Source organism: Amycolatopsis suaedae (assembly GCF_004214935.1).
GTDB classification, from domain to species: Bacteria; Actinomycetota; Actinomycetes; order Mycobacteriales; family Pseudonocardiaceae; genus Amycolatopsis; species Amycolatopsis suaedae.
Window position 1 is genome coordinate 170,689 of sequence record NZ_SFCC01000008.1, and the last position, 24,001, is coordinate 194,689.

Annotated in this window: 24 protein-coding genes; 15 read left to right on the top strand and 9 right to left on the bottom strand. The window is 72.3% G+C overall.

The window, feature by feature from the left end:
* Window positions 1–7: 7 nt before the first annotated feature.
* From EWH70_RS17205 to EWH70_RS17235, 7 genes are all read left to right on the top strand, one after another.
* Window positions 8–742, top strand: coding sequence for a GNAT family N-acetyltransferase (locus EWH70_RS17205; RefSeq protein WP_130476437.1), 735 nt, complete (start codon window positions 8–10; stop codon window positions 740–742).
* A complete protein-coding gene (cofD, locus tag EWH70_RS17210; RefSeq protein WP_130476438.1) occupies window positions 739–1,731 on the top strand; it encodes a 2-phospho-L-lactate transferase in 993 nt (330 codons plus the stop codon). Before EWH70_RS17205 ends, cofD begins: the two co-directional genes overlap by 4 nt.
* Window positions 1,728–3,068 carry a coenzyme F420-0:L-glutamate ligase gene (locus EWH70_RS17215; protein ID WP_130476439.1) on the top strand — a complete coding sequence of 447 codons (1,341 nt, stop codon included), beginning with the start codon at window positions 1,728–1,730 and terminating at the stop codon, window positions 3,066–3,068. Before cofD ends, EWH70_RS17215 begins: the two co-directional genes overlap by 4 nt.
* 14 nt (window positions 3,069–3,082) lie before the next feature.
* The gene (locus tag EWH70_RS17220; RefSeq protein ID WP_240687030.1) at window positions 3,083–3,592 is read left to right on the top strand and encodes an NUDIX hydrolase; all 510 of its coding nucleotides are present in this window, start codon (window positions 3,083–3,085) and stop codon (window positions 3,590–3,592) included.
* Between the two features lie 96 nt (window positions 3,593–3,688).
* On the top strand, window positions 3,689–4,210 hold the full coding sequence (locus EWH70_RS17225) for a lytic polysaccharide monooxygenase auxiliary activity family 9 protein (RefSeq protein WP_130476441.1): 522 nt from the start codon (window positions 3,689–3,691) through the stop codon (window positions 4,208–4,210).
* 228 nt (window positions 4,211–4,438) lie between these two features.
* A complete protein-coding gene (locus EWH70_RS17230; RefSeq protein ID WP_130476442.1) occupies window positions 4,439–4,957 on the top strand; it encodes a lytic polysaccharide monooxygenase auxiliary activity family 9 protein in 519 nt (172 codons plus the stop codon).
* 104 nt (window positions 4,958–5,061) lie between these two features.
* Window positions 5,062–5,466: a GntR family transcriptional regulator gene (locus tag EWH70_RS17235; RefSeq protein ID WP_130476443.1), complete on the top strand. Its 405-nt coding sequence runs from the start codon at window positions 5,062–5,064 to the stop codon at window positions 5,464–5,466.
* 13 nt (window positions 5,467–5,479) lie between these two features.
* Here EWH70_RS17235 and EWH70_RS17240 read toward each other — a convergent pair whose 3' ends face one another.
* Together EWH70_RS17240 and manB are read right to left on the bottom strand one after the other, a co-directional pair.
* On the bottom strand, window positions 5,480–6,385 hold the full coding sequence (locus EWH70_RS17240) for a DNA-3-methyladenine glycosylase family protein (protein ID WP_130476444.1): 906 nt from the start codon (window positions 6,383–6,385) through the stop codon (window positions 5,480–5,482).
* On the bottom strand, window positions 6,375–7,454 hold the full coding sequence (gene manB / locus EWH70_RS17245; protein WP_130476445.1) for a mannose-1-phosphate guanylyltransferase: 1,080 nt from the start codon (window positions 7,452–7,454) through the stop codon (window positions 6,375–6,377). The genes EWH70_RS17240 and manB overlap by 11 nt, the downstream gene beginning before the upstream one ends.
* Window positions 7,455–7,604: 150 nt before the next feature.
* Between manB and EWH70_RS17250 the strand changes: the two genes are divergently transcribed.
* The gene (locus EWH70_RS17250) at window positions 7,605–7,973 is read left to right on the top strand and encodes a hypothetical protein (RefSeq protein WP_130476446.1); all 369 of its coding nucleotides are present in this window, start codon (window positions 7,605–7,607) and stop codon (window positions 7,971–7,973) included.
* Between the two features lie 12 nt (window positions 7,974–7,985).
* Here EWH70_RS17250 and EWH70_RS17255 read toward each other — a convergent pair whose 3' ends face one another.
* The 3 genes from EWH70_RS17255 to EWH70_RS17265 form a co-directional block, all read right to left on the bottom strand.
* The gene (locus EWH70_RS17255) at window positions 7,986–8,858 is read right to left on the bottom strand and encodes a glycosyltransferase family 2 protein (RefSeq protein ID WP_130476447.1); all 873 of its coding nucleotides are present in this window, start codon (window positions 8,856–8,858) and stop codon (window positions 7,986–7,988) included.
* Between the two features lie 14 nt (window positions 8,859–8,872).
* Window positions 8,873–10,003: a glycosyltransferase family 4 protein gene (locus EWH70_RS17260; protein ID WP_130476617.1), complete on the bottom strand. Its 1,131-nt coding sequence runs from the start codon at window positions 10,001–10,003 to the stop codon at window positions 8,873–8,875.
* 71 nt (window positions 10,004–10,074) lie between these two features.
* Window positions 10,075–11,133 (bottom strand): glycosyltransferase family 4 protein, encoded by a 1,059-nt coding sequence (locus EWH70_RS17265; protein ID WP_130476448.1) that lies wholly within the window; start codon window positions 11,131–11,133, stop codon window positions 10,075–10,077.
* 167 nt (window positions 11,134–11,300) lie between these two features.
* Between EWH70_RS17265 and EWH70_RS17270 the strand changes: the two genes are divergently transcribed.
* Genes EWH70_RS17270 through EWH70_RS17280 form a run of 3 tightly spaced genes read left to right on the top strand, consistent with a single transcriptional unit; the run spans window position 11,301 to window position 15,919 of the window.
* The gene (locus EWH70_RS17270; RefSeq protein WP_276320564.1) at window positions 11,301–12,242 is read left to right on the top strand and encodes a glycosyltransferase; all 942 of its coding nucleotides are present in this window, start codon (window positions 11,301–11,303) and stop codon (window positions 12,240–12,242) included.
* 55 nt (window positions 12,243–12,297) lie between these two features.
* Complete coding sequence (locus tag EWH70_RS17275) at window positions 12,298–14,814, top strand: glycosyltransferase (protein ID WP_130476450.1); 2,517 nt, start codon at window positions 12,298–12,300, stop codon at window positions 14,812–14,814.
* Window positions 14,807–15,919, top strand: a complete 1,113-nt coding sequence (locus EWH70_RS17280) for a glycosyltransferase family 4 protein (RefSeq protein ID WP_240687032.1) — start codon at window positions 14,807–14,809, stop codon at window positions 15,917–15,919. The genes EWH70_RS17275 and EWH70_RS17280 overlap by 8 nt, the downstream gene beginning before the upstream one ends.
* On the opposite strand, the gene rfbD is transcribed toward EWH70_RS17280, so the two are convergent.
* Window positions 15,883–16,794 (bottom strand): dTDP-4-dehydrorhamnose reductase, encoded by a 912-nt coding sequence (gene rfbD / locus EWH70_RS17285; protein ID WP_130476451.1) that lies wholly within the window; start codon window positions 16,792–16,794, stop codon window positions 15,883–15,885. The two genes, EWH70_RS17280 and rfbD, sit on opposite strands and share 37 nt — an antisense overlap.
* 4 nt (window positions 16,795–16,798) lie before the next feature.
* Window positions 16,799–17,791, bottom strand: coding sequence for a dTDP-glucose 4,6-dehydratase (rfbB, locus tag EWH70_RS17290; protein WP_130476452.1), 993 nt, complete (start codon window positions 17,789–17,791; stop codon window positions 16,799–16,801).
* Between the two features lie 344 nt (window positions 17,792–18,135).
* Here rfbB and EWH70_RS17295 point away from each other — a divergent pair, with 344 nt between their 5' ends.
* The 3 genes from EWH70_RS17295 to EWH70_RS17305 all read left to right on the top strand — a co-directional run bounded on the left by EWH70_RS17295 (window position 18,136) and on the right by EWH70_RS17305 (window position 21,623).
* Entirely contained in the window at window positions 18,136–19,602 is a 1,467-nt protein-coding gene (locus tag EWH70_RS17295) for an LCP family protein (RefSeq protein WP_130476453.1), read from the top strand.
* Between the two features lie 65 nt (window positions 19,603–19,667).
* Window positions 19,668–20,930, top strand: coding sequence for an LCP family protein (locus EWH70_RS17300; RefSeq protein ID WP_130476454.1), 1,263 nt, complete (start codon window positions 19,668–19,670; stop codon window positions 20,928–20,930).
* 9 nt (window positions 20,931–20,939) lie between these two features.
* Window positions 20,940–21,623 (top strand): TIGR03089 family protein, encoded by a 684-nt coding sequence (locus EWH70_RS17305; protein WP_130476455.1) that lies wholly within the window; start codon window positions 20,940–20,942, stop codon window positions 21,621–21,623.
* Here the strand turns inward: EWH70_RS17305 and EWH70_RS17310 are convergent.
* Window positions 21,620–22,042 (bottom strand): DoxX family protein, encoded by a 423-nt coding sequence (locus tag EWH70_RS17310; protein WP_130476456.1) that lies wholly within the window; start codon window positions 22,040–22,042, stop codon window positions 21,620–21,622. The two genes, EWH70_RS17305 and EWH70_RS17310, sit on opposite strands and share 4 nt — an antisense overlap.
* Before the next feature lie 280 nt (window positions 22,043–22,322).
* On the opposite strand from EWH70_RS17310, the gene EWH70_RS17315 reads away from it, so the two are divergent.
* Window positions 22,323–23,531: an HNH endonuclease signature motif containing protein gene (locus EWH70_RS17315; protein ID WP_130476457.1), complete on the top strand. Its 1,209-nt coding sequence runs from the start codon at window positions 22,323–22,325 to the stop codon at window positions 23,529–23,531.
* Window positions 23,532–23,539: 8 nt separating this feature from the next.
* Here the strand turns inward: EWH70_RS17315 and EWH70_RS17320 are convergent, their stop codons facing one another.
* A complete protein-coding gene (locus tag EWH70_RS17320) occupies window positions 23,540–23,971 on the bottom strand; it encodes a VOC family protein (protein WP_130476458.1) in 432 nt (143 codons plus the stop codon).
* Window positions 23,972–24,001: the final 30 nt, after the last annotated feature.

Consider the following 24,001-nt stretch of genomic DNA (forward strand, 5'->3'; position numbering starts at 1 on the left):
TTAAACCGTGAACAGTGCCGAATCACTCGAACTCGCCTGCACCGCGGCCTGGCCGCCGGTCCACCTGCGTGAACTGGGCCGATGGCGGCTGCGGGCCGCGGGCGGGTTCACCGGCCGTGCCAACAGCGCGCTGGCCGTCGGCGACCCGGGAATCCCGCTCGCGCGGGCGCTCGAGCAGGTGTGTGAGTTCGCCCACTCCCACGGTCTGGACCCCATGGTGCACGCCATCGACGGCAGCGCGACGGAGTCCGCGATCGCGGACTGCGGCTGGGTGCCGCACACCACGCATCCGGCCGGTCACGAGGTGTCGGTGCTGCTCGGCCCGCTCACCGGCGAGCCGGGCACCGCCGAGGTGCTCGACGAGCCGGCCCCGGCGTGGTGGGAGCTGTGCGCGGGCACCACCGCGCCGGACCCGGCACAGCGGCACGTGCTCACCGGCGCGGAACTCGTCGGCTACGCCGTGTGCGGCACGACCGCGGCAGGCCGGGGCGCGGTGGTCGGCGACCTGCTGCACGTGTCGCGGCTGGCCGTGCGCCCGGAGCACCGGCGGCGCGGGTTGGGCACGGCGGTGATGGGCGCGCTGTCCGGCTGGGCCGCGGCGCACGGCGCCACCCGCACCGTGCTGCAGGTCGACGTGAACAACGCCGCGGCACTCGCGTTGTACGCCCGGCTCGGATTCACCGAACATCACCGGTACCGGTACTGGGTTCCCGCCCGCGCGTGCGAGGATCGCTCACCGTGAAGGTTGTGGTCATTGTCGGCGGTGTCGGCGGCGCCCGGTTCCTGCTCGGGGTGAAGGCCGCACTCGGCCTGCCGCCGGTCGGTGCGGGCGAATCCCCGCACGAGGTCACCGCGCTGGTCAACACCGGCGACGACGTGTGGATGCACGGGCTGCGGATCTGCCCGGACCTGGACACCTGCATGTACACCCTGGGCGGCGGGATCGACACCGCCCGCGGGTGGGGACATGCCGGTGAGACGTGGACGGTCAAGGAGGAACTGGCCGCCTACGGCGCCGAGCCGAGCTGGTTCGGTCTCGGCGACAAGGACATCGCCACGCACCTCATCCGGTCCCGGATGCTGCGGGCCGGCTACCCGCTGTCGGCGGTGACCGAGGCCCTGTGCGACCGCTGGCAGCCCGGCGCGCGGCTGCTGCCGATGACCGACGACCGGGTGGAGACCCACGTCGTCGTCGACGACCCGGACGAGCCCGAACAGCGCAAGGCACTGCACTTCCAGGAATGGTGGGTGCGCTACCGCGCCGAACTGCCCGCGCACTCGATCGTCCCGGTCGGCGCCGAGGAGGCCACGGCCGGGCCGGGCGTGCTGGAGGCCATCGCCGAGGCCGACGCCGTGTTGTTCGCGCCGTCCAACCCGGTGGTGTCGGTCGGCACCGTGCTGGCCGTGCCGGGCGTGCGTGAGGCGGTGCGCAAGACGGCGGGCGGCGTGGTCGGCCTGTCCCCGATCATCGGCGGGAAACCGTTGCGCGGCATGGCCGACGCCTGCCTGACCGCGATCGGCGTGGAGACCTCGGCGGAGGCGGTCGGCCGCCACTACGGCTCGCGGCAGACGTCGTCGGACGGGCTGCTGGACGGCTGGCTGGTGCACTCCGGCGACAAGGCCGACGTCCCCGGCGTCGCGGTGCGTGCCGTGCCGCTGATCATGTCCGATGTGGACGCCACGGCCGAGATGGCCCGCGCGGCACTGGAACTGTCCGGAGTGGACCTGTGAACGACCATGCCTCACCGAAGCTGGAGATCCTGCCGGTCGAGGGCCTGCCCGAGTTCGGCCCCGGCGACGACCTCACCGGCGCCATCGCCGACGCCGCCCGCTGGCTGCGTTCCGGCGACGTCGTGGTGGTGACCAGCAAGGTCGTCTCCAAGACCGAGGGCATGCTGCACCGGGTGCCCGCCGACCCCGAGCTACGCGACGCCGCGCGCCGCAAGCTGGTGGAGTCGGAGTCGGTGCGGGTCATCGCCAGGATCAACCGCACGGTGATCACCGAGAACCGGCTCGGCATCGTGCAGGCGGCCTCCGGCGTGGACGCGTCCAACGTCGCCGGCGACACGATCGCCACGCTGCCCGCCGATCCCGACGCCTCCGCGCTGGCCCTGCGCAACGGGCTGCGGGAACGACTCGGCGTCGAGGTGGCCGTGGTGATCACCGACACCATGGGCCGCGCCTGGCGGGTCGGGCAGACCGACGCCGCCATCGGCTCGTCCGGCCTGCGGGTGCTGCACGCCTACGCCGGGCAGGTCGACTCGCAGGGCAACGAACTGGCCGTCACCGAGGTGGCCGTCGCCGACGAACTCGCCGCGGCGGCGGACCTGGTGAAGGGAAAGCTGGGCGGCACGCCGGTCGCGGTCGTACGCGGGCTGACGCTGACCGACGACGGCTCGACGGCGCGGGACCTGATCCGGCCGACCGGCGAGGACCTGTTCCGGCTGGGCACCAACGAGGCGATCGAGCAGGGCCGCCGGGAGGCGGTGCTGGTCCGCCGGTCGGTGCGCTCGTTCACCAGCGAGCCGGTGGACCCGGACGTCCTGCGGCGCGCGATCGGCGCGGCGCTCACCGCGCCCGCGCCGCACCACACGCGGCCGGTGCGGTTCGTCTGGCTGCGCAGCAGGCCGGTGCGGGACAAGCTGCTGGAGGCGATGCGGGACCGGTGGCGGGCCGACCTGGCCGGTGACGGGTTCACCGAGGAGCAGATCACCAAGCGGATCTCCCGCGGCGACATCCTGTTCGACGCGCCCGAGGTCGTGGTGCCGTTCCTGCTGCCCGACGGCATGCACACCTACTCCGACGAGCGGCGCAACGCCTGCGAGAACACGATGTTCACCGTCGCCGGGGGCGCCGCGGTGCAGGGCCTGCTGATCGCGCTGGCCGCCGAGGGGCTGGGGTCCTGCTGGATCGGGTCGACGATCTTCGCCGCCGACACCGTGCGGCAGACGCTGGACCTCGCAGCGGGCTGGCGCCCGCTGGGTGCCGTCGCGATCGGTCATCCCGCCGACGGGCCCGCGGGGCCCCGGCCGCCGCGGGAGCCCGGTGATTGGCTGGTGGAACTGTGATCCATACCGACGCCGTGTCCGTACTAGAGGAATGGAAGGCACCGACGGCGGGCCAGGAAGCGCTGCGGCAGGCGTATCTGGGCTTTCTCGCGGCCCGCGAGGACGCCTGTGCGCGCTCGTGCGCGGCCGGGCACCTGACGGCGTCGGCCGTGGTGCTCGACGCCGACGGCGAGCACACGCTGCTCACGCTCCACCCGAGGGTCGGGCGGTGGCTGCAACTGGGCGGGCACTGCGAGGCCGACGACACCGGCCTGGCCGCGGCCGCGCTGCGGGAGGCGACCGAAGAGTCCGGAATGGACGGTCTGGTCATCGACCCGGAGCCGGTTCACCTGGACGTCCACCCGGTCACCTGCTCGCTCGGCGTGCCGACCAGGCATTTCGACGTGCGGTTCGCCGTGCGTGCGCCGCGGGGTGCACAGCCGGTGCGCAGCGAGGAGTCCGACGACCTGCGCTGGTGGCCGGTGACCGCGCTGCCGCCGGATTCGGAGGACCTGGTGGAAATGCTGGCCGCCGCTGTCGGTTAGAAACCGTCACCGCATGTCTTGAGTTGATCACCCACGGTTCGCTACCGTGGTCTAGACCAACCGCTCCGCCGCCAATGACGCCCGGAGGAGTTCGACATGTCCACGAGAAGAAGACGGCTCGCCACCATCGCCGCGGGTGCGGCCATCGCGCCACTGATCACCGTGGTCCTGCCGGCCGGAACGGCCAGTGCGCACGGCTACGTCAATTCCCCGCCCAGCAGGCAGGCCCAGTGCGCGGCAGGCACGGTGCCGTGCGGGGCCATCAAGTACGAACCGCAGAGCGTCGAGGGTCCGAAGGGCCTGCGCAGCTGCAACGGCGGGGTCGGCAGATTCGCCGAGCTGAACGACGACAGCAAGGGCTGGCGTGCCACCTCGGTCGGCAAGACGGTGACGTTCAACTGGACGTTCACCGCGCGGCACCGCACCGCGAACTACGAGTACTTCCTCGGCGGCCGCAAGCTCGCCACGTTCGACGGCGGCAACCAGCAACCGCCCGCCAACGTCTCGCACCAGGTCAACCTGGGCAACGTCAGCGGACGGCAGAAGGTGCTGGCCATCTGGAACATCGGCGACACGGCGAACGCGTTCTACGCCTGCATCGATCTCCAGGTCCGCTAGGAACACCCACGAGCCCGGTGTCGCCCTCCGGCGGCGCCGGGCTCGCCGCTGCCAGCGGTAAATCACCAACACTGGACGAGTTTTTGTCATTGCTTGACCATCACCCGAGCGGCCGTTATGGTCTAGACCACACGTTGGATGTGAAACGTTTTCGGAGGCGGACCGGCCCCACCGGGATGCCTTTCTCCGCATGAGAAATCCGGCCTTCAATGGAGAAGGAGCGTTGACATGACCATGAAACGGAACCTGGCGGTGGTGGCCGCCGGAGCGGCTCTCGCGCCGCTGCTGACCGTGGTCCTGCCCGCGGCGACCGCCAGCGCGCACGGCTACGTCAACTCCCCGCCCAGCCGCCAGGCCCAGTGTGCGTCGAACACCGTGCCGTGCGGCCCGATCAAGTGGGAGCCGCAGAGCGTCGAGGGCCCGAAGGGCCTGCGTGACTGCAGTGGCGGCAACTCCGCGTTCGCCGAGCTGAACGACGACAGCAAGGGCTGGAAGGCCACGCCGATCGGCAAGGACGCGACCTTCACCTGGAAGTTCACCGCGCGGCACCGCACCGCGAACTGGGAGTACTACGTGGGCGGCACGAAGGTCGCCGACATCTCCGGGAACAACCAGCAGCCGCCGGAGACCGTGTCGCACCAGGTGAACCTGGGCAACTTCTCGGGCAAGCAGAAGGTGCTGGCCATCTGGAACGTCGGCGACACCGCCAACGCCTTCTACGCCTGCATCGACGTCCAGGTGGGCTGATTCCGCGGTTGACTTTTGTATCAACCCCTGTGCACTCTGCTGCACAGGGGTTGATACATATAGGCCGTGCTGTCCGGCAGGCGGCACAGTACGGTGGGCACACGATGATCCTCAGCGTCGACAACACCTCGCCGGTGCCGCCGTACGAGCAGGTCCGCTCCGCGCTGGCGCAGCAGATCAACGACCGGACGCTCCCGGTCGGCACGAAGCTGCCCACCGTGCGCAAGCTCGCCGCGGACCTCGGCATCGCGCCCAACACCATCGCGCGGGCCTACCGGGAACTCGAGGAGGCCGGCCTGATCGAGACGCGCGGCCGCGCGGGCAGCTTCGTCGGCGCCTCCGGCGACCAGAACCGCAGCCGGGCACAGCAGGCCGCGGCCGAGTACGCCAGAACCGTCCGCAAGCTGGGGCTGAGCCAGGGCGAGGCGCTGGCCATCGTGACCGCCGCGCTGGAGAGCCAGCTGTCGGCCGCGCCGTCCTCCGCGTTCCGTCCCCGCCCCGCGCACTGACCCGAAGCGGGCGTCAGATGGCGCGGAAGTCGCGGATCGGGTACCTCGGGCCGAAGCGGGGCCTGCGTGCCCCGGACGCCTCCAGGTACCGCACCGCCCGCTGACGCTGCGGCGCGTACGGGGCGAGCACCTCGGCCATCCCGGCGTCGTCCAGTGCCCTGCCGACCAGGGCGTGACCGACCACGGCCGGGATGTGGAAGTCGCCGAAGCTGACCGCGTCCGGGTCACCCCAGGCCCGCTGCGCCACCTCGGCCGCCGTCCACACGCCGATGCCGCGGACCGTCCGCAGCAGCGCCCTGCCCCGTTCCCCCCGCAGCTCCGCTGCCCGCTGCAGATGCCCGGCCACCCTGGCCGAGGCGATCAGCGCCTGCCGCCGCTTGACGTCGACGCCCGCGCGGTGCCACTCCCAGTCCTCAATGGACAACACGGCGGACGGCGACGGCGGCACCCGGAGCGCCTTCGGCGCCGGGCCCGGCGCCGGTTCGCCGAACCACCGGCACAGCTCCCGCCACGACCGCCGCGCCTCGATGCCGGTCACCTTCTGTTCCAGCACCGCGGGCACCAGCACGTCCCACACCCGGCCGGCCGCGCCCAGCCGCAGGTTCGGGCTGCGCTGCCGTCCCGCCGCCACGGCCGGGTGATGCGGGACGAACCCCTCGTCGTCGTCCTCGGCACCGAGCAACGCGGGCACGCCGTCGAGCAGGAACTCCGCGCCCGCGCCCCAGCCAGCCGCCTCGACGCTGCCGTCGGAGCAGCGCCGCAGGCCCAGCGTGCCCGGCCCGTCCGGGGTGTTGGCCGCCAGCCACACCCGGCCCGGCGCGTCCCACTGCACGGTGGGATCGCCCCGGCCCCGCCGCAACGGGGCCAGGACCCCGGCGAAGTCGAGCGCGTAGCCCGGCGTCCAGCGTCTAGACGTCACTCGAGAACCGCACCGATCCGTCGGGCAGCAGCATGTCGGGCCACACCCTGGCGCCGTCGAGCAGCTCGCAGGCCGCGCCGACGGCGGCGTGGTCGCCCAGCACCACGCCACGCAGCACGGTTCCGGCACCGACGCTGGCGCCCGCGCCCAGCACGCTGTTCTCCACCACGGCGTCCGGCCCGACCACCGCGCCGTCGAACAGCACCGAACCGGTCACCCGCGCACCCGCACCGACCATCGCGCCCCTGCCGACGGTGCTGCCACCGTCCACAACGGCGTCGGCGGCGACGTCCGCGCCGTCCAGCAGCAGCGCGTCACCGGTCGCGCCGGGCAGCGCGGCGGTGGGCGCGAGCCCGCGCACCAGGTCGGCGCTGCCACGCACGAACGCCTCCGGCGTGCCGACGTCGAGCCAGTACGAGTCGTCGACGAACCCGTGCACGTGGGCCCCGGCCGCGAGCAGGCCGGGGAACGTCTCGCGCTCCACCGACACCCGCCGCCCGGCCGGGATCCGCTCGATCACCTGCCGCCGGAACACGTAGCAGCCCGCGTTGATCTGGTCGGTCGGCGGATCCGGCGTCTTCTCCAGGAACGCCGTGACCCTGCCGGCGGCGTCGGTGGGCACCGAGCCGAACCGGCTGGGGTCCGCGACCCGCTGCAGGTGCAGGGTGACGTCGGCGCCGGCGTCGCGATGGGTGCTCAGCAGCGCCCCGAGATCGGCGCCGGACAGAATGTCGCCGTTGAAGATCACGGCGTCGTCGGCCCGCAGCCGGTCGAACACGTTGCGGATGGCGCCGCCGGTGTCCAGCGGCTCGGCCTCGACCACGTAGTCGATCTCCAGCCCGAGCGCGGCGCCGTCGCCGAAGTGCTCCTCGAACACCTCCGCCCGGTACGACGTACCCAGCACGACGTGCGTGATCCCGGCGGCACGGATGCGGGACAGCAGGTGCGCCAGGAACGGCACACCGGCCGTCGGCAGCATCGGCTTCGGCGCGGACAGGGTCAGCGGGCGCAGCCGCGTGCCCTTCCCGCCGACGAGGACGACCGCGTCAACTCCCGGTCCGGAGGACATGCGTGGGGAGCTCCTTTTCTTCCCGGCGCCCCTGCCGAGCGACAAACCGGCGGAAACGCTGACGGATACCGGCGCGAGGCCCTACCCTAGAGAAGTATCGAGCGGCCCCGGTCGGAGAGGGCCTCGAGGCCGAGTCGGGAGGCCAAGGGGATGGACCCCCGCGAACGTGCTGACGCCCTACTCTCCCGCGCCAGGGCGCGCGGCAAATTCGTCGTGACACCGGACAACGCGACCTCCCCCATGGACGCCGCGAACACCCAGCAGATCCCGCGGTCGGTCGTGTCGGAGATCGACCAGGGTGCGGATCCGGACACCACCACCAAGCTGTCGGCGGCCACCATCGAGGCCAACGACAACTTCCTCACGCACTCGGCGCAGACCACGCGGCTCGGCGGCGCGCCCGCGCCCCGCGGGCAGCAGCCCGAGCAGGTGGAGGAGGAGGTCGGCGGGCTGATCCCCACCACGAAGACCACGCCCACCCAGCGGTCGAACCTCTCCCGCCGCCTCGACGGGATCTGACGAGTACCCCGGCTAGCCCCGGCGGGCGGCGATGCGCAGGCGCAGCTCCAGGCCGAGCTTGATCACGCCCAGCACCGGCAGCCACAGCAGCCCGCGGTGGCGGTCGGCCAGGTAGCGGTAGGCGCTGTCGTGGTGCACCTTCAGCATCCTCGCCGACACCAGCTTCGTGGCCTGCCCGCCGATGTGCATGACGGCGGCCGAGGGCGCGTAGACGTTCTGCCAGCCCGCCTTCGCCAGCCGGTCACCGAGGTCGACGTCCTCGAAGTACATGAAGTAGCGGGTGTCGAAACCGCCGACGGAGTCGAACGCCTCCCGCCGCAGCAGCTGGCACGACCCGGACAGCCAGCCCGCCGTGCGCTCGGTGGGCTCGGCACTGGACTGCCGGTAGGCCCGGGTCCACGGATTGCCCTTCCAGACCTTGCCCAGCAGGCCGTGTCCGATGCCGCGGCCGATGGACGGCAGCAACCGTGCGGAGGGGTAGACCGAGCCGTCCGGCTCGCGGATCAGCGGCCCGAACGCGGCGCCGCGCGGCCAGCGGCCGGCGACCTCCAGCAGGGCGTCCAGCGAGCCCGGCTCCCACTCCAGGTCCGGGTTGACGACGACCACCCAGCCGACGCTGTCCGGCAGCTCCGCAACGGCCCGGTTGGCCGCGGTGCCGTAGCCGAGGTTCTCCCCCAGCCGCAGCAGTGTGACGTTGTCCCGCTCGGCCGCGCGGTCCAGGACCGCGGCGGCCTCGCCGGTGGTGTCGTTGTCGGCCAGCACCACCCGCACCGGCCGCGTGGTGGCCTTGGCCAGCGTGTCCAGGAACGGTTCGAGCGTCTCACCGGGGAAGTAGGTCACGACGACGACCGCGACCTCGTCGCCGTAGCTCATGGGTTCCGTCACGGCGAGCCATTCTGTCAGCGACGGCGGCGGTGGTCGTGTGCGGCCCGGGCGTACGCCTCGCGGTGCCGCTCGGCCGTGGTGGCCCAGGAGAACTCCTTGGCCCGCCGCTGCGCCGCCGCCGCCAGCGCGGCCCGCCGCGACGGGTCGCCGAGCAGTTCGACCAGCGCCGAGGCGACGTCACCGGCGCCGACCCCGCAGTACGCGACGGCGTCGCCACCGACCTCGGGCAGCGAAAGCCGCCGCGTGGTCAGCACGCAGGCCCCGCAGGCCATGGCCTCCAGCACGGGCAGGCCGAACCCCTCGCCCAGGCTCGGGTAGGCGACCAGTTCCGCGCCACCGAGGAACCCGGCGAGCGTCTCGAACGGCAGGTACCCGGCCCGGATGACCCGCAGCCGGTGCGGCACGGCGTCCAGCGCCCGCTCGACCTGGGTGTCCCAGCCGGGCTGGCCGGCCAGTACCAGCGCGGGCGGCTCGGGCATGCGCGACACGGCACGGGCGAACCCGCGGATCAGCGCGGGCACGTTCTTGCGTGGCTCCAGCGCGCCGAGGAACGCGACGTACGGCGTCCGGCCCAGCCCGACCGCGTCGCGGGCGGCCTTGACCTCCGCCGGCGAGGGCGGGTGGAACCGCTCGGTGTCCACGCCGTGCTGGATGATCTCCAGCGACGCCGGGTCCACCCTGGCGACCTTGCCCAGCTCGTCGGCCGTGGCCTGGCTGGGCACCACGCACAGCGACGCCCGGCGCAGCGCGGTGATCGTCCAGGCGCGGAAGAACCGGGCCTTGACCGACGAGTGCAGCGTCGCGTCGGTGAAGAACGTGGCGTCGTGCAACGTCACCACCGACGCCGTGTTCAGCGCCAGCGGCATCGTGTAGTGCGGCGAGTGGACGACGTCGACACCCAGCCTGCGGGCGAGCCGGGGCAGCGACGTCTGCTCCCAGGTCAGCCGCGCGGTGCGGGTGGACGTGGCGGTCGGCGTCGGCAGCACCCGCGAGCGCGGGGCGAGTTCGGCGTACAGGCGGGCGTCGCGGGGCTGGCACGCGACGGTGATCCGGGCACCGTCCTCGTCCAGCGCGGCCACCAGCGAGTCGACATACCGACCGACCCCACCCCGGTCCGCGGGCACGGCGGTAGCGTCGATGAGCACGCTCTGGTCGTCACCTGCCACGCAAGCAGAGTACGACCGATCGGCCCAGCGGTGGCCGGGAACCGGGAAAACTACCGTCCCGCATGCACCGACCAGACGACTTCCGCCGCACTCGACCAGGTGAAATCCGCCGCGCGTGACAAACCCGCCGCCCGCATCCGGCCGGCCAGCTCGGCCGAGCCCAGTACCTCGCGCAGCGCCGTGGCCAGCGCATCCGCGTCGCGGGCCGGCACGACCCGCCCGGCGCCTCCGGCCACCTCCACGAGGGCCGGTGCGTCCGAATGGACCACCGGCACACCCGCCGCCATCGCCTCCAGCACCGGCAGCCCGAAGCCCTCGGCGAGGCTGGGCGCGGCCAGCACGGCGGCCCCGCGCAGCACGGTGGCCAGCTCGGCGTCGGTGACCCGGCCGAGCACCCGCACGCCGGCAACGCCGTGCCGGGCGGCCAGCGCCAGCGGGTCCAGACCACCCCAGCCGGGCTGCCCGGCCAGCACCAGCGGGACGTCCAGCGACCCCATGGCCTCGATCAGCACGTCGATGCCCTTGCGTGGCTCGATCGTGCCGACGGCCAGCACGTAGCGCTCCGGCAGGTCCAGCTCCGCGCCCGGGGCCGGCAGCTCGGTGACCCCGTGCCCGGCCACCCGCACCGGCGCCGTGCGGCGCACCCGGGCGGCCAGGTCGTCGGCCACCGCCGCGGTGGGCACCACCAGGGCGTCGGCCCGCCGGGCGGCCCTGGCCACCATCGAGCGGTGCCAGGACACCCCGCGGGGGGTGAGCGTCTCGGGGTGGGTCCACGGGACGGTGTCGTGCACGGTGACGCTCAGCGTGCGGCCCCTCGGCGCCCGCGGCGGGGCCAGCGGGGTCGGCGCGTGCACGGCGTCGCCGCCGGGCCACAGCGGCAGTCCCAGCTGCCAGGCCGCGACGAGGGCGCGGGGTGGCAACGGTAGTACCCGTGGGGCGCCGAGGATCTCGGCCGGGCCGGTGTCGGCGTGCCGCGCGACGGCAGCGGTGACCGTCCAGCCCTCCGGCGCCGTCGCGGCCAGGGCGCGCAGCAGTTCGGCGGTGTAGCGGCCGGTGCCGCCGGGGACGGGTGCGAGCAGTTGCTCGGCGAGGACGACCAGCTCGGGCACGGCCACTATTGTGCTCGCCGTGACTCAGAGCCTGCTGGCGAACCTCGCTGATCGCGGTATTCGCGCCCAGATGGCTCCTGGCTGCGTTGTCGCAAGGTCCGAATATGACCCGATATGAGGACCCTGCTCCGCCTTGCCAGGAGCCATCTGGATCACGAATCCCATCGATCGGAGGTCCACCAGCAGGCTCAGCGCCGAGGGCCACGGTCGTCGTCGTGACCTGGCGGGGCGCCGGGCACGTCGAACGGTGCCTCGACGCGCTCGCCGCTCAGGACCGTCCACATCGGACACTGGTGGTGGACAACGCCTCCGACGACGGCACGGCGGGCCTGCTGGCCGCCCACCCCTCGAAGCCGCGGGTACTGCGGCTGCCGCGCAACGCCGGTTACGCGGGCGGGATCGCGGCGGCGCTGGCCCGGATCGACACCCCGCTGATGGCCTGGCTCAACGACGACGCCGCACCCGGGCCGGGCTGGCTGGCCACGCTGGAGGACGCGCTGGACGCCCGCCCGGACGCGGCCGCGGTGACCTCCCGCCTGCTGCGTGGCACCGCCGTCCAGTCACTGGGGGTGCGGCTCACCGCCGACGGCCACGGCGCCGACCGGACCGAGCCCGCGCCCGAGACGTTCGGCTTCTGCGGCGGCGCGGTCCTGCTGCGCACGGCCGCACTGCGGGCCGTCGGCGGCGTTCCGGCGGACTTCTTCTGCTACTACGAGGACACCGACACCGCCTGGCGGCTGCGGCTGGCCGGGCTGGACGTGCTGCCCGCACCCGGGGGGTCCGACGTGGCGCACCTGCACGGCGCCTCGACCCGGCCGGGGTCGCCGCTGTTCCACCGGTGGAACGAACGCAACCGGCTGCTGATGCTGCTGCGCTGCGCGCCCGCCGCCGTCGCGGTGCGGGAGCTGGCCCGGTTCGCCGCGCTGACGGCGGTGCTGCCGCTGCGCCGGGACGTGCCCGGCGCGGCGAACTTCCGGCTCGGCCTGCGGGCCCGCGTACTGGCCGAGGTGGCGCTGCGGCTGCCGGCGACCCTGCGGGCCCGGCGGGCGATCGGGGGCCGCGCGATCCTGCGCCGAGGCGAGGTCTGGCGCAGGTGGGCGGGCGGTTAGTCTTTTACTGGGGACCACGAGCCGAGGGAGTCGGGCATTGACCCAGGTGAACACCGTGAACGAGGGGGACCAGGCACTGCCCCTGGTGTCGGTGATCGTGGTGAACTTCCGCGGCGCCGACGACACGATCACCTGCCTGCGTGCCCTGGCCGAGGAGCTGGACTACCCGAAGGTCGAGCTGATCTGCGTCGAGAACGGCTCCGGGATCGCCGGTGAGGCCGAGCGCATCCGCGCCGCCGTCCCGTCGGTGACCGTGCTCGAGTCGCCGGACAACCTGGGCTTCGCGGGCGGCTGCAACCTCGGCGCCCGCCACGCCACCGGCACCGTGCTGGCCTTCCTCAACAACGACGCCAGGCCGCACCCCGGCTGGGTCCGGGCCGCGGTCGCCGAGCTGCGTGCCGATCCGACGGTCGGGGCCGTCGCCAGCAAGGTGCTGGACTGGGACGGCACCGGCACCGACTTCGTCGACGCGGGGCTGACCTGGTTCGGCATGGGCTACAAGCGTCACGCGGGCAGCCCGCTCGCCGACGTCCCCGCCGCCGAGCACGAGGCGGCGAAGGACGTGTTGTTCGGCACCGGCTCGGCGATGTTCATCCGAGCCGGGCTGTTCGCCGAGCTGGGCGGGTTCGACGAGCGGTTCTTCATGTTCTACGAGGACGTCGACCTGGGCTGGCGGCTCAACCTGCGGGGCTGGCGCTTCCGTTACGTGCCCGCCTCGCTCACCTACCACCGCCATCACGCCACGATGTCCACAGTGGACACCGAGGCGACCGGCCGGGAAACCTTCCTGCTGGAGCGCAACGCACTCGCGGCGCTGTACAAGAACCTCTCCGACGCCACGCTGGCCAGGGTCCTGCCAGCAGCGCTCGCGCTGGCCGTCCGGCGGTCCACCGCGCGCGGCGAGATCGACGCCACCCAGCTCGACCTCGGCAAGGGCGTCGCGCCGGTGGAGACCGGCCCGGTGCCGGTGCCCCGCACGGCACTGGCCGGGGTACTGGCCATCGACCAGTTCGTCGAGCTGCTGCCCTCGCTCGCCGAGTCCCGCGCCGCCGAGCAGGCCGCCCGGGTACGCACCGACGCCGACCTGATCCCGTTGCTGCGCAAGGCTTTGGAGCCCGCCTACCCACTCCCCCGGTACCTGGCTGCCCACGACATCCTGGTCGAAGCGTTCGGTATCGAGGAGGTGTTCGGGCAGCGCCGCAAGATCCTGGTGCTGACCGGCGACGCCATCACCGAGCGCATGGCCGGGCCCGCCATCCGGGCGTGGAACATGGCGGCGACGCTGTCCGGCGAGCACGAGGTCCGCCTGGTCACCGTCAACCCGGTCGCCGACCCGCCGCCCGCGCCGTTCTCGGTCAGCGCTGCCCGCCGGCGGGACTTGACCGAGCCGGTGGCGTGGGCCGACATCGTGATCCTGCAGGGGCACGTCCTGGAGATGGCGCCCGAACTGAAGGCCCGCGACTCGGCCAAGATCGTGGTCTGCGACCTCTACGACCCGATGCACCTGGAGCTGCTGGAACAGGGCAAGGGCGTACCGGACGACCGCCGCGCCGCCGACCTCGAGGGCGTCACGAAGGTGCTGGTCAACCAGGTCGAGCGGGGCGACTTCTTCCTGTGTGCCTCCGAGCGGCAGCGGCTGTTCTGGCTCGGCCACCTCACCGCGCTGGGCAGGCTCACCCCGCAGCTCTACGACGCCGACCCGACCACCCAGTCGCTGCTGGCGGTCGTCCCGTTCGGGCTGGGCGCCGAACCGCCCCGGCGCACCGGTCCCGGCCTGCGGGCGAACGTGGCAGGCATCGCGCAGACCGACCACGTGATCATCTGGGCGGGCGGGGTGTACAGCTGGTTCGACCCGCTGACCCTGGTCCGCGCCGTCGACCTGCTGCGGGAGCGCCGCGGCGACGTCCGGCTGGTGTTCCTCGGGATGAAGCACCCCAACCCCGAGGTGACCGAGATGGACATCGGCGCCCGCACCATCCGGCTGGCCGACTCGCTCGGGCTGACCGGCAAGCACGTGTTCTTCAACGAGCAGTGGGTGCCCTACGGCGAGCGGCAGAACTGGCTGCTCGACGCCGACTGCGGGGTCACCACCCACTACGAGCACGTGGAGACCACGTTCGCGTTCCGCACCCGGGTGCTGGACTACCTGTGGGCCGGCCTGCCGATCGTCACCACCGACGGCGACTCGTTCGCCGACCTGGTGCGCTCCGAACGGCTCGGCGTGGTGGTGCCCGCCGAGGACGCGACGGCGCTGGCCGACGCGCTGGAGCGCGCGCTCTACGACGAGGAGTTCGCCGCGGGCTGCCGCGAGCGCATCGCGGCGGTGGCACAGCGGTTCGCCTGGCCGAACGCGCTGGCGCCGCTGGTGGAGTTCTGCCGCAACCCGCGCCCGGCGGCCGACCGGCTGCCCGGGGCGGAACCGCTGGCCCCGTCCGCGCCGCTGCGGGGCACCGAGCTGGTCCGCCGGGATCTGGCGCTGGTCCGCGAGTACCTCGCCGACGGCGGGCCGAAGGAGCTGGCGCGGCGGGTCGGCGGCCGGGTGCTGAAGGTCGCGCGGCGGCGCCGTGGCTAGAGCAGGCAGGCCGCTACGGGTGCTGCTGGACGGCACCCCGTTGCTGGGCACCAGGACCGGGATCGGGCACTACACGGCGTCGCTGTTGGAGGAGCTCGTCTCCTGGGGTGTGGACGACACCGTCGACGCCAGGACGGTGGCCTTCACCCTGCGTGGCTGGCGCAGGCTGCGCTCGGTCCTGCCGCACGGCGTGCGGGCCAGGGGCATGCCGGTGGCGGCGCGGCTGCTGCGGCAGTGCTGGCTGCGCGGCAACTTCCCGCCGGTGGAACTGTTCGCCGGGCGCACCGACGTCGTGCACGGCACCAACTTCGTGCTCCCCGCCGCGTTCCGCGCCGCAGGCGTGCAGACGGTGCACGATCTGGCGTTCCTCGACGCTCCCGGTGAGCTGTCCCCCAGCGACCGTGACCTGCCCGCGCTGGTCCGTTCCGGCGCGGCACGCGCGGACGTGATCTGCACGCCCACCTCGGCCGTCGCCGACTCGGTCGCCGAACGGCTGGACGTGTCCAGGGACAAGATCATGGTGACCCCGCTCGGCGTCGACCCGGCCTGGTTCACCGCGCGGCCGCTGCCCGAGGAGCAACGTCAGGCACTCGGCCTTCCCGCGGAGTACCTGCTGTTCGTCGGCGCCGCCGGGCCACGCAAGGGGCTGACCTGGCTGTCCCGCGCCCACGCGGCCGCACCGGACCTGCCGCCGCTGGTGTTCACCGGGCCCGGCCGGTTCACCACCTCGGAACGCGCTCTGCACACCGGCTACCTGCCGCCGGTCGACCTGCGCGCGGTGGTCGCCGGAGCCTCGGCACTGGTGCTGCCGTCCCGCGACGAGGGCTTCGGGCTGCCGGTGCTGGAGGCCATGGCCTGCGACGTCCCGGTGGTGTGCACCGACATCCCGGCGCTGCGCGAGGTGTCCGGCGGTTTCGCCGAGCTGGTGCCGCGCGACGACGTGGACGCACTCGTGACGGCGCTGCGGGCCGCGGTGTCGGATCCGCACGCCGCCTCGACGCTGGCACAGCGGCGGGCGCACGCCGCCGGGTTCACCTGGCGGCGCTGCGCGGAGCTGACTGTGCAGGCCTACCGCACCGCGGCGGAGCGCAGGGCCTCGAAGTAGGCGGTCAGCGCCTCGTCCCAGTCGCGCAGCGGGGCGAGCCCAGCCGCACGCCAGGCGTCGGCGGACAGCACCGAGTAGGCCGGCCGCTCGACCGGGCTGGGAAACTCGGCCGACGTGCACGGCCGTACCCGCTCGGGGTCGGCGCCGAGGTGGCCGAAGATGGCCCTGGCGAAGCCGAACCAGGTCGTTTCGCCGCCCCCGGTGCAGTGCAGGACCCGCTGCCGCGGTCCCTGCCCGGCCGCGATGGCGCGGGCCAGTTCCAGCAGCCCGGCGGCGAGGTCGGCGGACCAGGTCGGCGCGCCGCGCTGGTCGTCCACTACGGACAGGGTGTCGCGTTCGGACTCCAGGCGCATCATGGTGCGGACGAAGTTCTTGCCGGTCAGCCCGTACACCCACCCGGTACGCACGATCCACGCCGAGGCGCCGGAACCGAGCACGGCGTCCTCACCGGCGGCCTTGGTGCGGCCGTAGGCACTGCGGGGGCCTAGCGGGTCGTCCGGCTGGTACGGCCGGTCGGCGTCGCCGGGAAACACGTAGTCGGTGGAGACGTGGACGAGCGGCACGCGCCGCGAGGAGCAGGCCGCGGCCAGGACCCGAGGGCCGTCGGCGTTCACCGCGAACGCCCGCTCCTCGTCGGACTCCGCCGCGTCGACCGCGGTGTAGGCGGCGGCGTTGATCACCACCGCCCGCGAGCCCGACGCCTGGGCCTCGTCCGCGAGCGCGGACACGGCCTCGATCACCGAGCCGGCGCTGGTGATGTCCAGCTCGGCCGACCCCGCCGCCCGCACCGAGACGGTGTCGGACGCGAGCGCAGCGAGGTCGGTGCCGAGCTGACCGGTGCCTCCCGGCACCAGCAGGCAAAGCTTGTCGCCCAAGGAGTCACTTGCTCCCAACGGCCGCGCGGGCCTTCAGGGGCTCCCACCACGCGCGGTTGTCGGCGTACCAGCGGACGGTGTCGGCGAGCCCGGTGTCGAACGGGACCCGCGGAGCGTAACCCAGCTCACTGCTGATCTTGCCGATGTCCACCGAGTACCGGCGGTCGTGGCCCTTGCGGTCCTCGACCGGGACGACCCGCTCCCAGCCGACGCCCGCGGCCTCCAGCAGCAGCTTGGTCAGCTCCTTGTTGGTCAGCTCGGTGCCGCCGCCGATGTTGTAGATCTCGCCCGGACGGCCACCGTCGACCACCAGCTGGATGCCGTGGCAGTGGTCGTCGACGTGCAGCCAGTCGCGGATGTTGAGGCCGTCGCCGTAGAGCGGGACCGTGCCGCCGTCGAGCAGGTTGGTGACGAACAACGGGATGACCTTCTCCGGGAACTGGTACGGCCCGTAGTTGTTGGAGCACCGGGTGACGCACACGTTCATGCCGTGTGTGCGGTGGAACGCCCTGGCGATCAGGTCACCGGACGCCTTGGACGCCGAGTACGGCGAGTTGGGCTCGAGGATGTGGTCCTCGGTCCACGAACCGGTCTCGATGGAGCCGTACACCTCGTCGGTGGAGACCTGCACGAACTTGCCGACCCCGGCGTCCAGTGCCGCCTGCAGCAGCGTCTGGGTGCCCAGCACGTTGGTGAGCACGAAGTCGGCCGACCCGAGGATCGAGCGGTCCACATGCGACTCGGCGGCGAAGTGCACCACCAGGTCGGTGCCCGTCATCAGCTCGCTGACCAGACCGGCGTCGCAGATGTCGCCCTGGACGAACCGCAGCCGCGGATTGTCGGCGACCGGGGCGAGGTTGGCCTCGCAGCCGGCGTAGGTCAGTTTGTCCAGGACGACGATCTCGGCGTCGGCGAGGGACTCGTATTCACCCGACAGTGCCTGCCGGACGTAGTGGGACCCGATGAAGCCCGCACCCCCAGTGACGAGCGCCCGCATGCCATACCCCTTCCGTAGCTGCCCTGCTCCCACGCTTTCAGGGGCAGTCTGCCACGGGAGCGGGTGGAATCCGGCAGGTCGAAAGCAGCGAATCGAGCAGTCGGATGACCACGAACGGTTATCTCCGGTCCCCTGGCAACCTCACCCATCCTACGTACGTCACACACAAGGATCAGTAGAGTGGATGGACACGGCAGGGGGCCGGTGACGCGGGGTCACCGGATGCTGGTGTGTCGGGCTGGGAGGAGCGCGTGGTGACCGCTGGGCCGCCGCGTCCATATGACGAGGCTTTCGACGCCGGGAGCCGGCGCAGACACAGCCTCCCGGCGACCGTCGCGTTACGGGTGACCCAGACCGTGATCGCCATCGCGTCCGTCGTGGTGCTCGCCGCGGCCTGGTACGGCTGGCAGGTCATCGGCGACCCGAACCAGGGCCTGGCCACCACCAACGTCTTCGACGGCGGCGGCCTGCAGAAGAAGCCGCTCGACGGCGCCGTCGACATCCTGCTGGTCGGCCAGGACAGCCGGACCGACAACGAGGGCAACCCGCTGCCGCCGGAGATCCTCGCCGAGCTGCACGGCGGCAAGGCCGACGGCGAGCGGCAGACCGACACGATGATCCTCGTGCACATCCCGCAGAACGGTGAGCGGGCGGTCGCCATCTCGTTCCCCAGGGACACGCTCGTCGAACTGGCAGGCGGCTACGGCAAGCACAAGCTCAACAGCGCGTTCGTCTACGCCTACAACGACACCTTCGGCACGCTGACCGGCCAGGGCACCGACATCAAGGCCGCCGACGCGCAGGCGAAGATCGCGGGCCGCAAGAACCTCATCGCCACCATCGAGAACCTGCTCGGCAAGCCGAAGCTGATCGACCGCTACGCCGAGGTGAACCTGTTCAGCTTCGCCGAGGTCACCAAGGCGATGGGCGGCGTCGAGGTGTGCCTGAAGGCGCCGGTCAAGGAGTGGCGTTCCGGTGTCGACCTGCCCGCGGGCCCGCAGCTCATCGAGGGCAAGCAGGCACTGTCGTTCGTGCGGCAGCGGTACGACCTGCCCAACAGCGACCTGGACCGCATCGCCCGGCAGCAGGCGTTCCTGTCCGGCCTGGCCCGCAAGGTGCTCTCCCCCGACGTGCTGATGAACCCGGTCCGCATCGCCGACGTGATCAACGCGGTGAAGAAGTCCGTGGTGCTCTCCGAGGGGTGGGACCTGATGGAGTTCGCCGAGCAGATGCGTGGCCTGACCGGCGGCAAGGTCGAGTTCCGCACGATCCCGATCGTCGGCGACGCCAAGTTCGGCGGCGCGGACGTCCTCAAGATCGACGAGCAGCAGGTCCGGACGTTCTTCGAGCGGATGGCCGGCGACGGTGCCGCCGCCCCCGGTGGTCCGCAGCCGCCCGCCGCCGGGATCCCCGGCGCGGACGCGGTCACGGTCGACGTGATCAACGCGACCGGCCGCTCGGCCACCGGCACCGAGGTGCGGGATCTGGTGCGCGGCAAGGGATTCCGCGACGGTTCGGACACCTCGCTGAACCGCAGGCAGACCACGGTGATCCGCTACGCGCCGTCCGAAGCGGCCAACGCCGAGCTGCTGAAGCAGGCGCTGGGCGGGCAGTACCAGTTCGAGCCGGACCGCAACGTGCCCAAGGGCCACGTTCGGGTGTTGTTGGGGGCCGACTACAAGCCGCCCGCCGCCCCGCCGGCGTCGTCGCAGGCCGCCCCGCCGCCGTCGCAGCCACCGGCCCAGCAGGTCACCGAGCCTCCGGCGGCCGACCAGCCCATCACCGCAGGTGGGGTGCCCTGCGTCAACTGAGAGTCGGAGTGGTGCCTTAGCCTGAGGGGGCAGGCGAGAGTGGGTTGCAGGGGGAGGTGACCGGGGTGAGCGACGACGAGGAGACTGTCCCGCCGGAGCGGGACAAGAGCAGCACGGCCGGCGCCGAGAAGCGGCCGAAACCGACGCCGTATCCGCGGTCGCTCCCGCAGCCGTCCAAGCCCGCCCCCGCGCCGGAGCCGCCGCCGCGCCGCAAGCGGTCGCGCGTGCGGGGTGCGGCGAAGGCCGTCGTGGCGCTGGTGTCGGTGGCCGCGCTGGCCGCCACCGGCTACGCCTACGTGCGCATCAACGACGTCCGGGACAACGTCCAGACCACTCCGTCGCTGCAGGAGCAGAACGACCCGGCGGCCCCGCCCGCCGACGACGGCGCCACCGACATCCTGCTGGTCGGCGCCGACTCGCGGACCGACCAGCAGGGCAACCAGCTGCCGCTGGACCTGCTCAAGCGGCTGCGGACGGAGGCGGTGGCCGGGGTCAACACCGACACCCTGATCGTGCTGCGCATCCCGAAGGACGGCAGCAAGCCGTCGGCGGTGTCCATTCCGCGCGACACCTGGGTGGACATTCCGGAGCGCGGCAAGGGGAAGATCAACTCGGCGTTCGGCGTCGCCAAGGAGAAGGCGGCCCAGAGCCTGCGGGGCAAGCGGGACGACGCCGCGGTGGAGCGCGAGTCCGACCAGGCGGGCCGGGCCGTGCTGGTGAAGACCGTGCAGGACTTCACCCAGATCCGGCTGGACCACTACGCCGAGATCGGGCTGCTCGGGTTCTACCTGCTCACCGAGGCCCTCGGCGGGGTCAAGGTGTGCCTCAAGCACGCCACCGAGGACAAGGACTCCGGTGCCAGCTTCCGCAAGGGCGTGCAGGTGGTGTCCGGCGGCGAGGCGCTGTCGTTCGTGCGGCAGCGCAAGAACCTGCCCGGTGGCGACCTGGGGCGGATCGTGCGGCAGCAGGCGTTCCTGTCCTCGGCGCTGAAGCAGGTGCTGTCCGCCGGCACGCTGGCCGACCCGAGGGAGCTGACCGAGCTGACCGACGTCGTGCGCCGGTCGCTGGTGCTCGATCCCGACCTGGACCTGCTCGAGTTCGCCCAGCAGGCCCGTTCGCTGGCGGGCGGCAACGTGAACTTCGTGACGATCCCGGTGGTCGCCGTCGGGGCACGTAGTGACGACGGGCAGAGCATCATCGAGGTGGACCTGCCCGCCGTGCGCCAGTTCGTGGCGGGCCTGGCCGGGCGGGGCGCGCCCACGGCCGGTGGCGGTGCCGCCGCGGGGAGCGCGCAGGCGTCGCAGGATGGCGTCACCTGTGTTGATTAAGGTGGGAGCGTGTCTCTCACCGAGCAGTTGCTGCGCCCGTTGCTGGCCCGGTCCGCGGCCAAGCCGCTGATCACCCACTACGACGACGCCGCGGGTACCCGGGTCGAGCTGTCGGTCGCCACGCTGGCGAACTGGGCGGCCAAGACGGCGAACTGGCTGGTCGACGAGGCCGACGTGGAACCGGGCGACCCGGTGTCGGTCGCGCTGCCCGCGCACTGGCAGACGGCCGGTGTGCTGCTGGGCGCGTGGTGGTGCGGTGCGACGGTCGTCGAATCCGGTGGCCGGGTGGCGTTCGTCGACCCCTCCGGTGAGGCCTCGGCGGAGATCACGGCGGTGGTGTCGCTGGACCCGATGGGCCGGGGCCTGTCCGCCGATCCCGGCGAGGGCCGGGTCGACTTCCTCTCCGACGCCCGCCTGGCCGGTGACGACTTCGTGGCACTGTCGCCCGTTCCCGGCTCGACGCCCGCCCTCGGCTCGTCCACTGTGGACGAGACACTGGAGCGGGCCCGGGCAGCAGCTGTGCCGCCCGGGGCCCGCGTACTGTCCACACTGGAGTGGACGGTGCCCGACGGTGTCCTGGCCGGTTTCCTGGCCCCGCTGGCCGCCGGCGCGTCGCTGGTGCAGGTCAGCAATGCCGACCCGGCGAAGCTGGCGGACAAGGAGAACACCGAGCGGACTGTGTTGAGGCTCTAGACCGGCTGGGTCTCGCGCTCCTTCTTGCGTCCGAACAGGACGTGGTCCAGCGCCAGCCTGCCCCCGTTGAAGCCCAGCGCGAGCCCGGCCGCGGCGAGGACCAGGATCAGTTCGTAGCCACCCTGCCCGGTCAGTCCGTTCTCCAGATGCACCCCGAAGATCGCGCCGACGCCGATGACGACGTAACCCAGCCCCACCAGCGGGAGCGCGAGCCCGAGAATGAACGCGACCGAACCGACGATCTCCACCGCGATGGTGAAAATGGCGGCGATGGTGGGCAGCGGGATGCCCATGGTCTCGAAGCCGTTCGCGGTGGCGTCGACACCGTTGTTCCACTTCTGCAGGCCGTGCGCGAGAAACACCACGGCGACACCGATCCGGCCGACCAGCGCGGCGACGTCCTGAACGCGACCAAACATGTGAACCCACTCCTGGTTGCTAAATGTTCAACTGGGACGGACCTTAGTGAGCGGGCGACGGCCACGGCGGGTTCGACAGGAAACCGACAGGAACGCGACAGGACTTCGCAAGGTTGGCCTACGTGGTCTAGACCACAAGTGTGAGTGGTGGTACCGGGTTACATACCGGGTGCCGCTCGTCGTGTCTCAACCCGTCGTTGAGGCTTGTCCGTTTCGCGCGCGACCACGTGTCGCTCAATCGTGTGATTTTTTCGAACGTGTGTTCGTATAGAATGGTGACGTGTTCGCTGAGACTGGTACCCGGTCGTGGCGGCTGTCCGATCAGGAGGTAGCCGCCGTGATCCAGCGTGGCCAGGAGAAGCTGGCCGCGGCCGCGGCGCAGGTGCTGGAAGGTCTGGCGGAGTTGAGTGCGCGGGGTGCCGATCTGGGGTTCCGGGATCTGGCGGCGTTTCAGGTGGACAACCTGAACGTCTCACCCCGGCAGGCGAAGCAGCGGGTGGAGCTGGCCGAGGCGTTGTTCCGCGGCGACCTGGCGGGTCCGGCCGAGCTGGCCGCGACCGGCGCGGCCCTGGTGGCGGGTGAGATCTCCCCGGAACACGCGGCCGAGATCCACCGGGCGATCACCGCGCTGCCGGTGGCCGCGCGGGCGGGATTCGAGGACATCCTGCTGGACCTGGCCCGCACCGCACCCCCGACCGCGGTCCGCAAGGCCGGTGCCCACATCAAGGCCACACTCGATCAGGACGGCCCGCCGCCCGACGAGGACGCCGAGGTGACTCCGAGACGGGAGTTCCGCTCCATGGTGGACCGGCGGGGCCGGTACCGTTTCGCCGGGGTCCTCGACCCGGAAACCGGCGCCACGCTGGACGGGTTGTTCGATGTGCTGGCCAAACCACACCCCGCCGAGGAAGGCGTGCCCGATCTCCGGGATCAGGCGGAGCGGAAGGGTGACGCGCTGGCCGAGATCGTCGACCTGGTCGCCCGCACCGAAGACCTGCACACCCAAGCCGGTGAACGCGCCGTCGTCACCGTGACGGTGACACTGGAGGACTTGGAACGCCGCGCCGGAGCGGCACTCGACGGCGCCGGGTACCTGAGCGCGTCGGCGCTGTCCCGGTTGTGCTGCGAGGCCAAGCTCGTTCCGGCGGTGTTCGGCTCCGACGGCGAGGTCCTGCACCTGGGCCGCGAGGCCCGCCTGGCCACCAAAGCCCAGCGCCGCGCCCTCGCCCTGCGCGACCGTGGCTGCGCGTTCCCCGGCTGTACCCGCAAACCCCGCTGGTGCGTCGTCCACCACGTCCGCGAATGGCAACACGGCGGACGAACCAATGTGGACGAAATGGTGCTCCTCTGCGGACGCCACCACCGCGTCATCCACCACACCGACTGGACCGTCACCATGGTCGACGGCAAACCCCGGTTCCACCCACCCGCCTGGCTGGCCAGGCGCCGAAGACCCGCAACCAACCTGTTCCACCGCATCCCCGCCTGAAGCGGCGCTCAGGCCGTGGGCGCCACGAAGATGCAGAACGGGTGCCCGGCGGGGTCGGCGTAGACCCGCAGTGGTTCCTCCGGGTCGTCGAACCGGTCGTACAGCAGCCGCGCGCCCAGTGCCAGGGCCCGCTCGTGCTGCCGCCGAAGCTCGTCCGCGGTCGGCACGGTCAGGTCCAGGTGCAGTTGCTGCGGGCACGGCCCGGTCGGCCAGTTCGCTTCCGGTAGTTCGTCGACCTGCTGGAACGCCACCTGTGGCCGGCCTGCCACGTCCCGCAGCACCAGCCAGTCCTGTCCCCGCGGGTCCGGCTCCCCCGCCGCCGGCGGCTCGTCACCGGGCCGGTAGCGCAGCCCGAGCAGCTCCCGGTAGAACTCCGCCAGTGCCCGGGCGTCGGTACAGTCGAGCACGACCTGTCGCAGTGTCGGGTACGTCGCCTCCATCCGCCTCACCCTGCCAGAATCAGGAAGGAA

What these genes read in the sequence shown, in the direction of transcription:
- EWH70_RS17230 (WP_130476442.1), top strand. Translation starts at nt 4,439, where the DNA reads ATGACCATGAAACGGAACCTGGCGGTGGTGGCCGCCGGAGCGGCTCTC.
- EWH70_RS17225 (WP_130476441.1), top strand. Translation starts at nt 3,689, where the DNA reads ATGTCCACGAGAAGAAGACGGCTCGCCACCATCGCCGCGGGTGCGGCC.
- manB (WP_130476445.1), bottom strand. Translation starts at nt 7,454, where the DNA reads ATGTCCTCCGGACCGGGAGTTGACGCGGTCGTCCTCGTCGGCGGGAAG.
- EWH70_RS17235 (WP_130476443.1), top strand. Translation starts at nt 5,062, where the DNA reads ATGATCCTCAGCGTCGACAACACCTCGCCGGTGCCGCCGTACGAGCAG.
- EWH70_RS17310 (WP_130476456.1), bottom strand. Translation starts at nt 22,042, where the DNA reads ATGTTTGGTCGCGTTCAGGACGTCGCCGCGCTGGTCGGCCGGATCGGT.
- EWH70_RS17250 (WP_130476446.1), top strand. Translation starts at nt 7,605, where the DNA reads ATGGACCCCCGCGAACGTGCTGACGCCCTACTCTCCCGCGCCAGGGCG.
- rfbB (WP_130476452.1), bottom strand. Translation starts at nt 17,791, where the DNA reads ATGCGGGCGCTCGTCACTGGGGGTGCGGGCTTCATCGGGTCCCACTAC.
- EWH70_RS17320 (WP_130476458.1), bottom strand. Translation starts at nt 23,971, where the DNA reads ATGGAGGCGACGTACCCGACACTGCGACAGGTCGTGCTCGACTGTACC.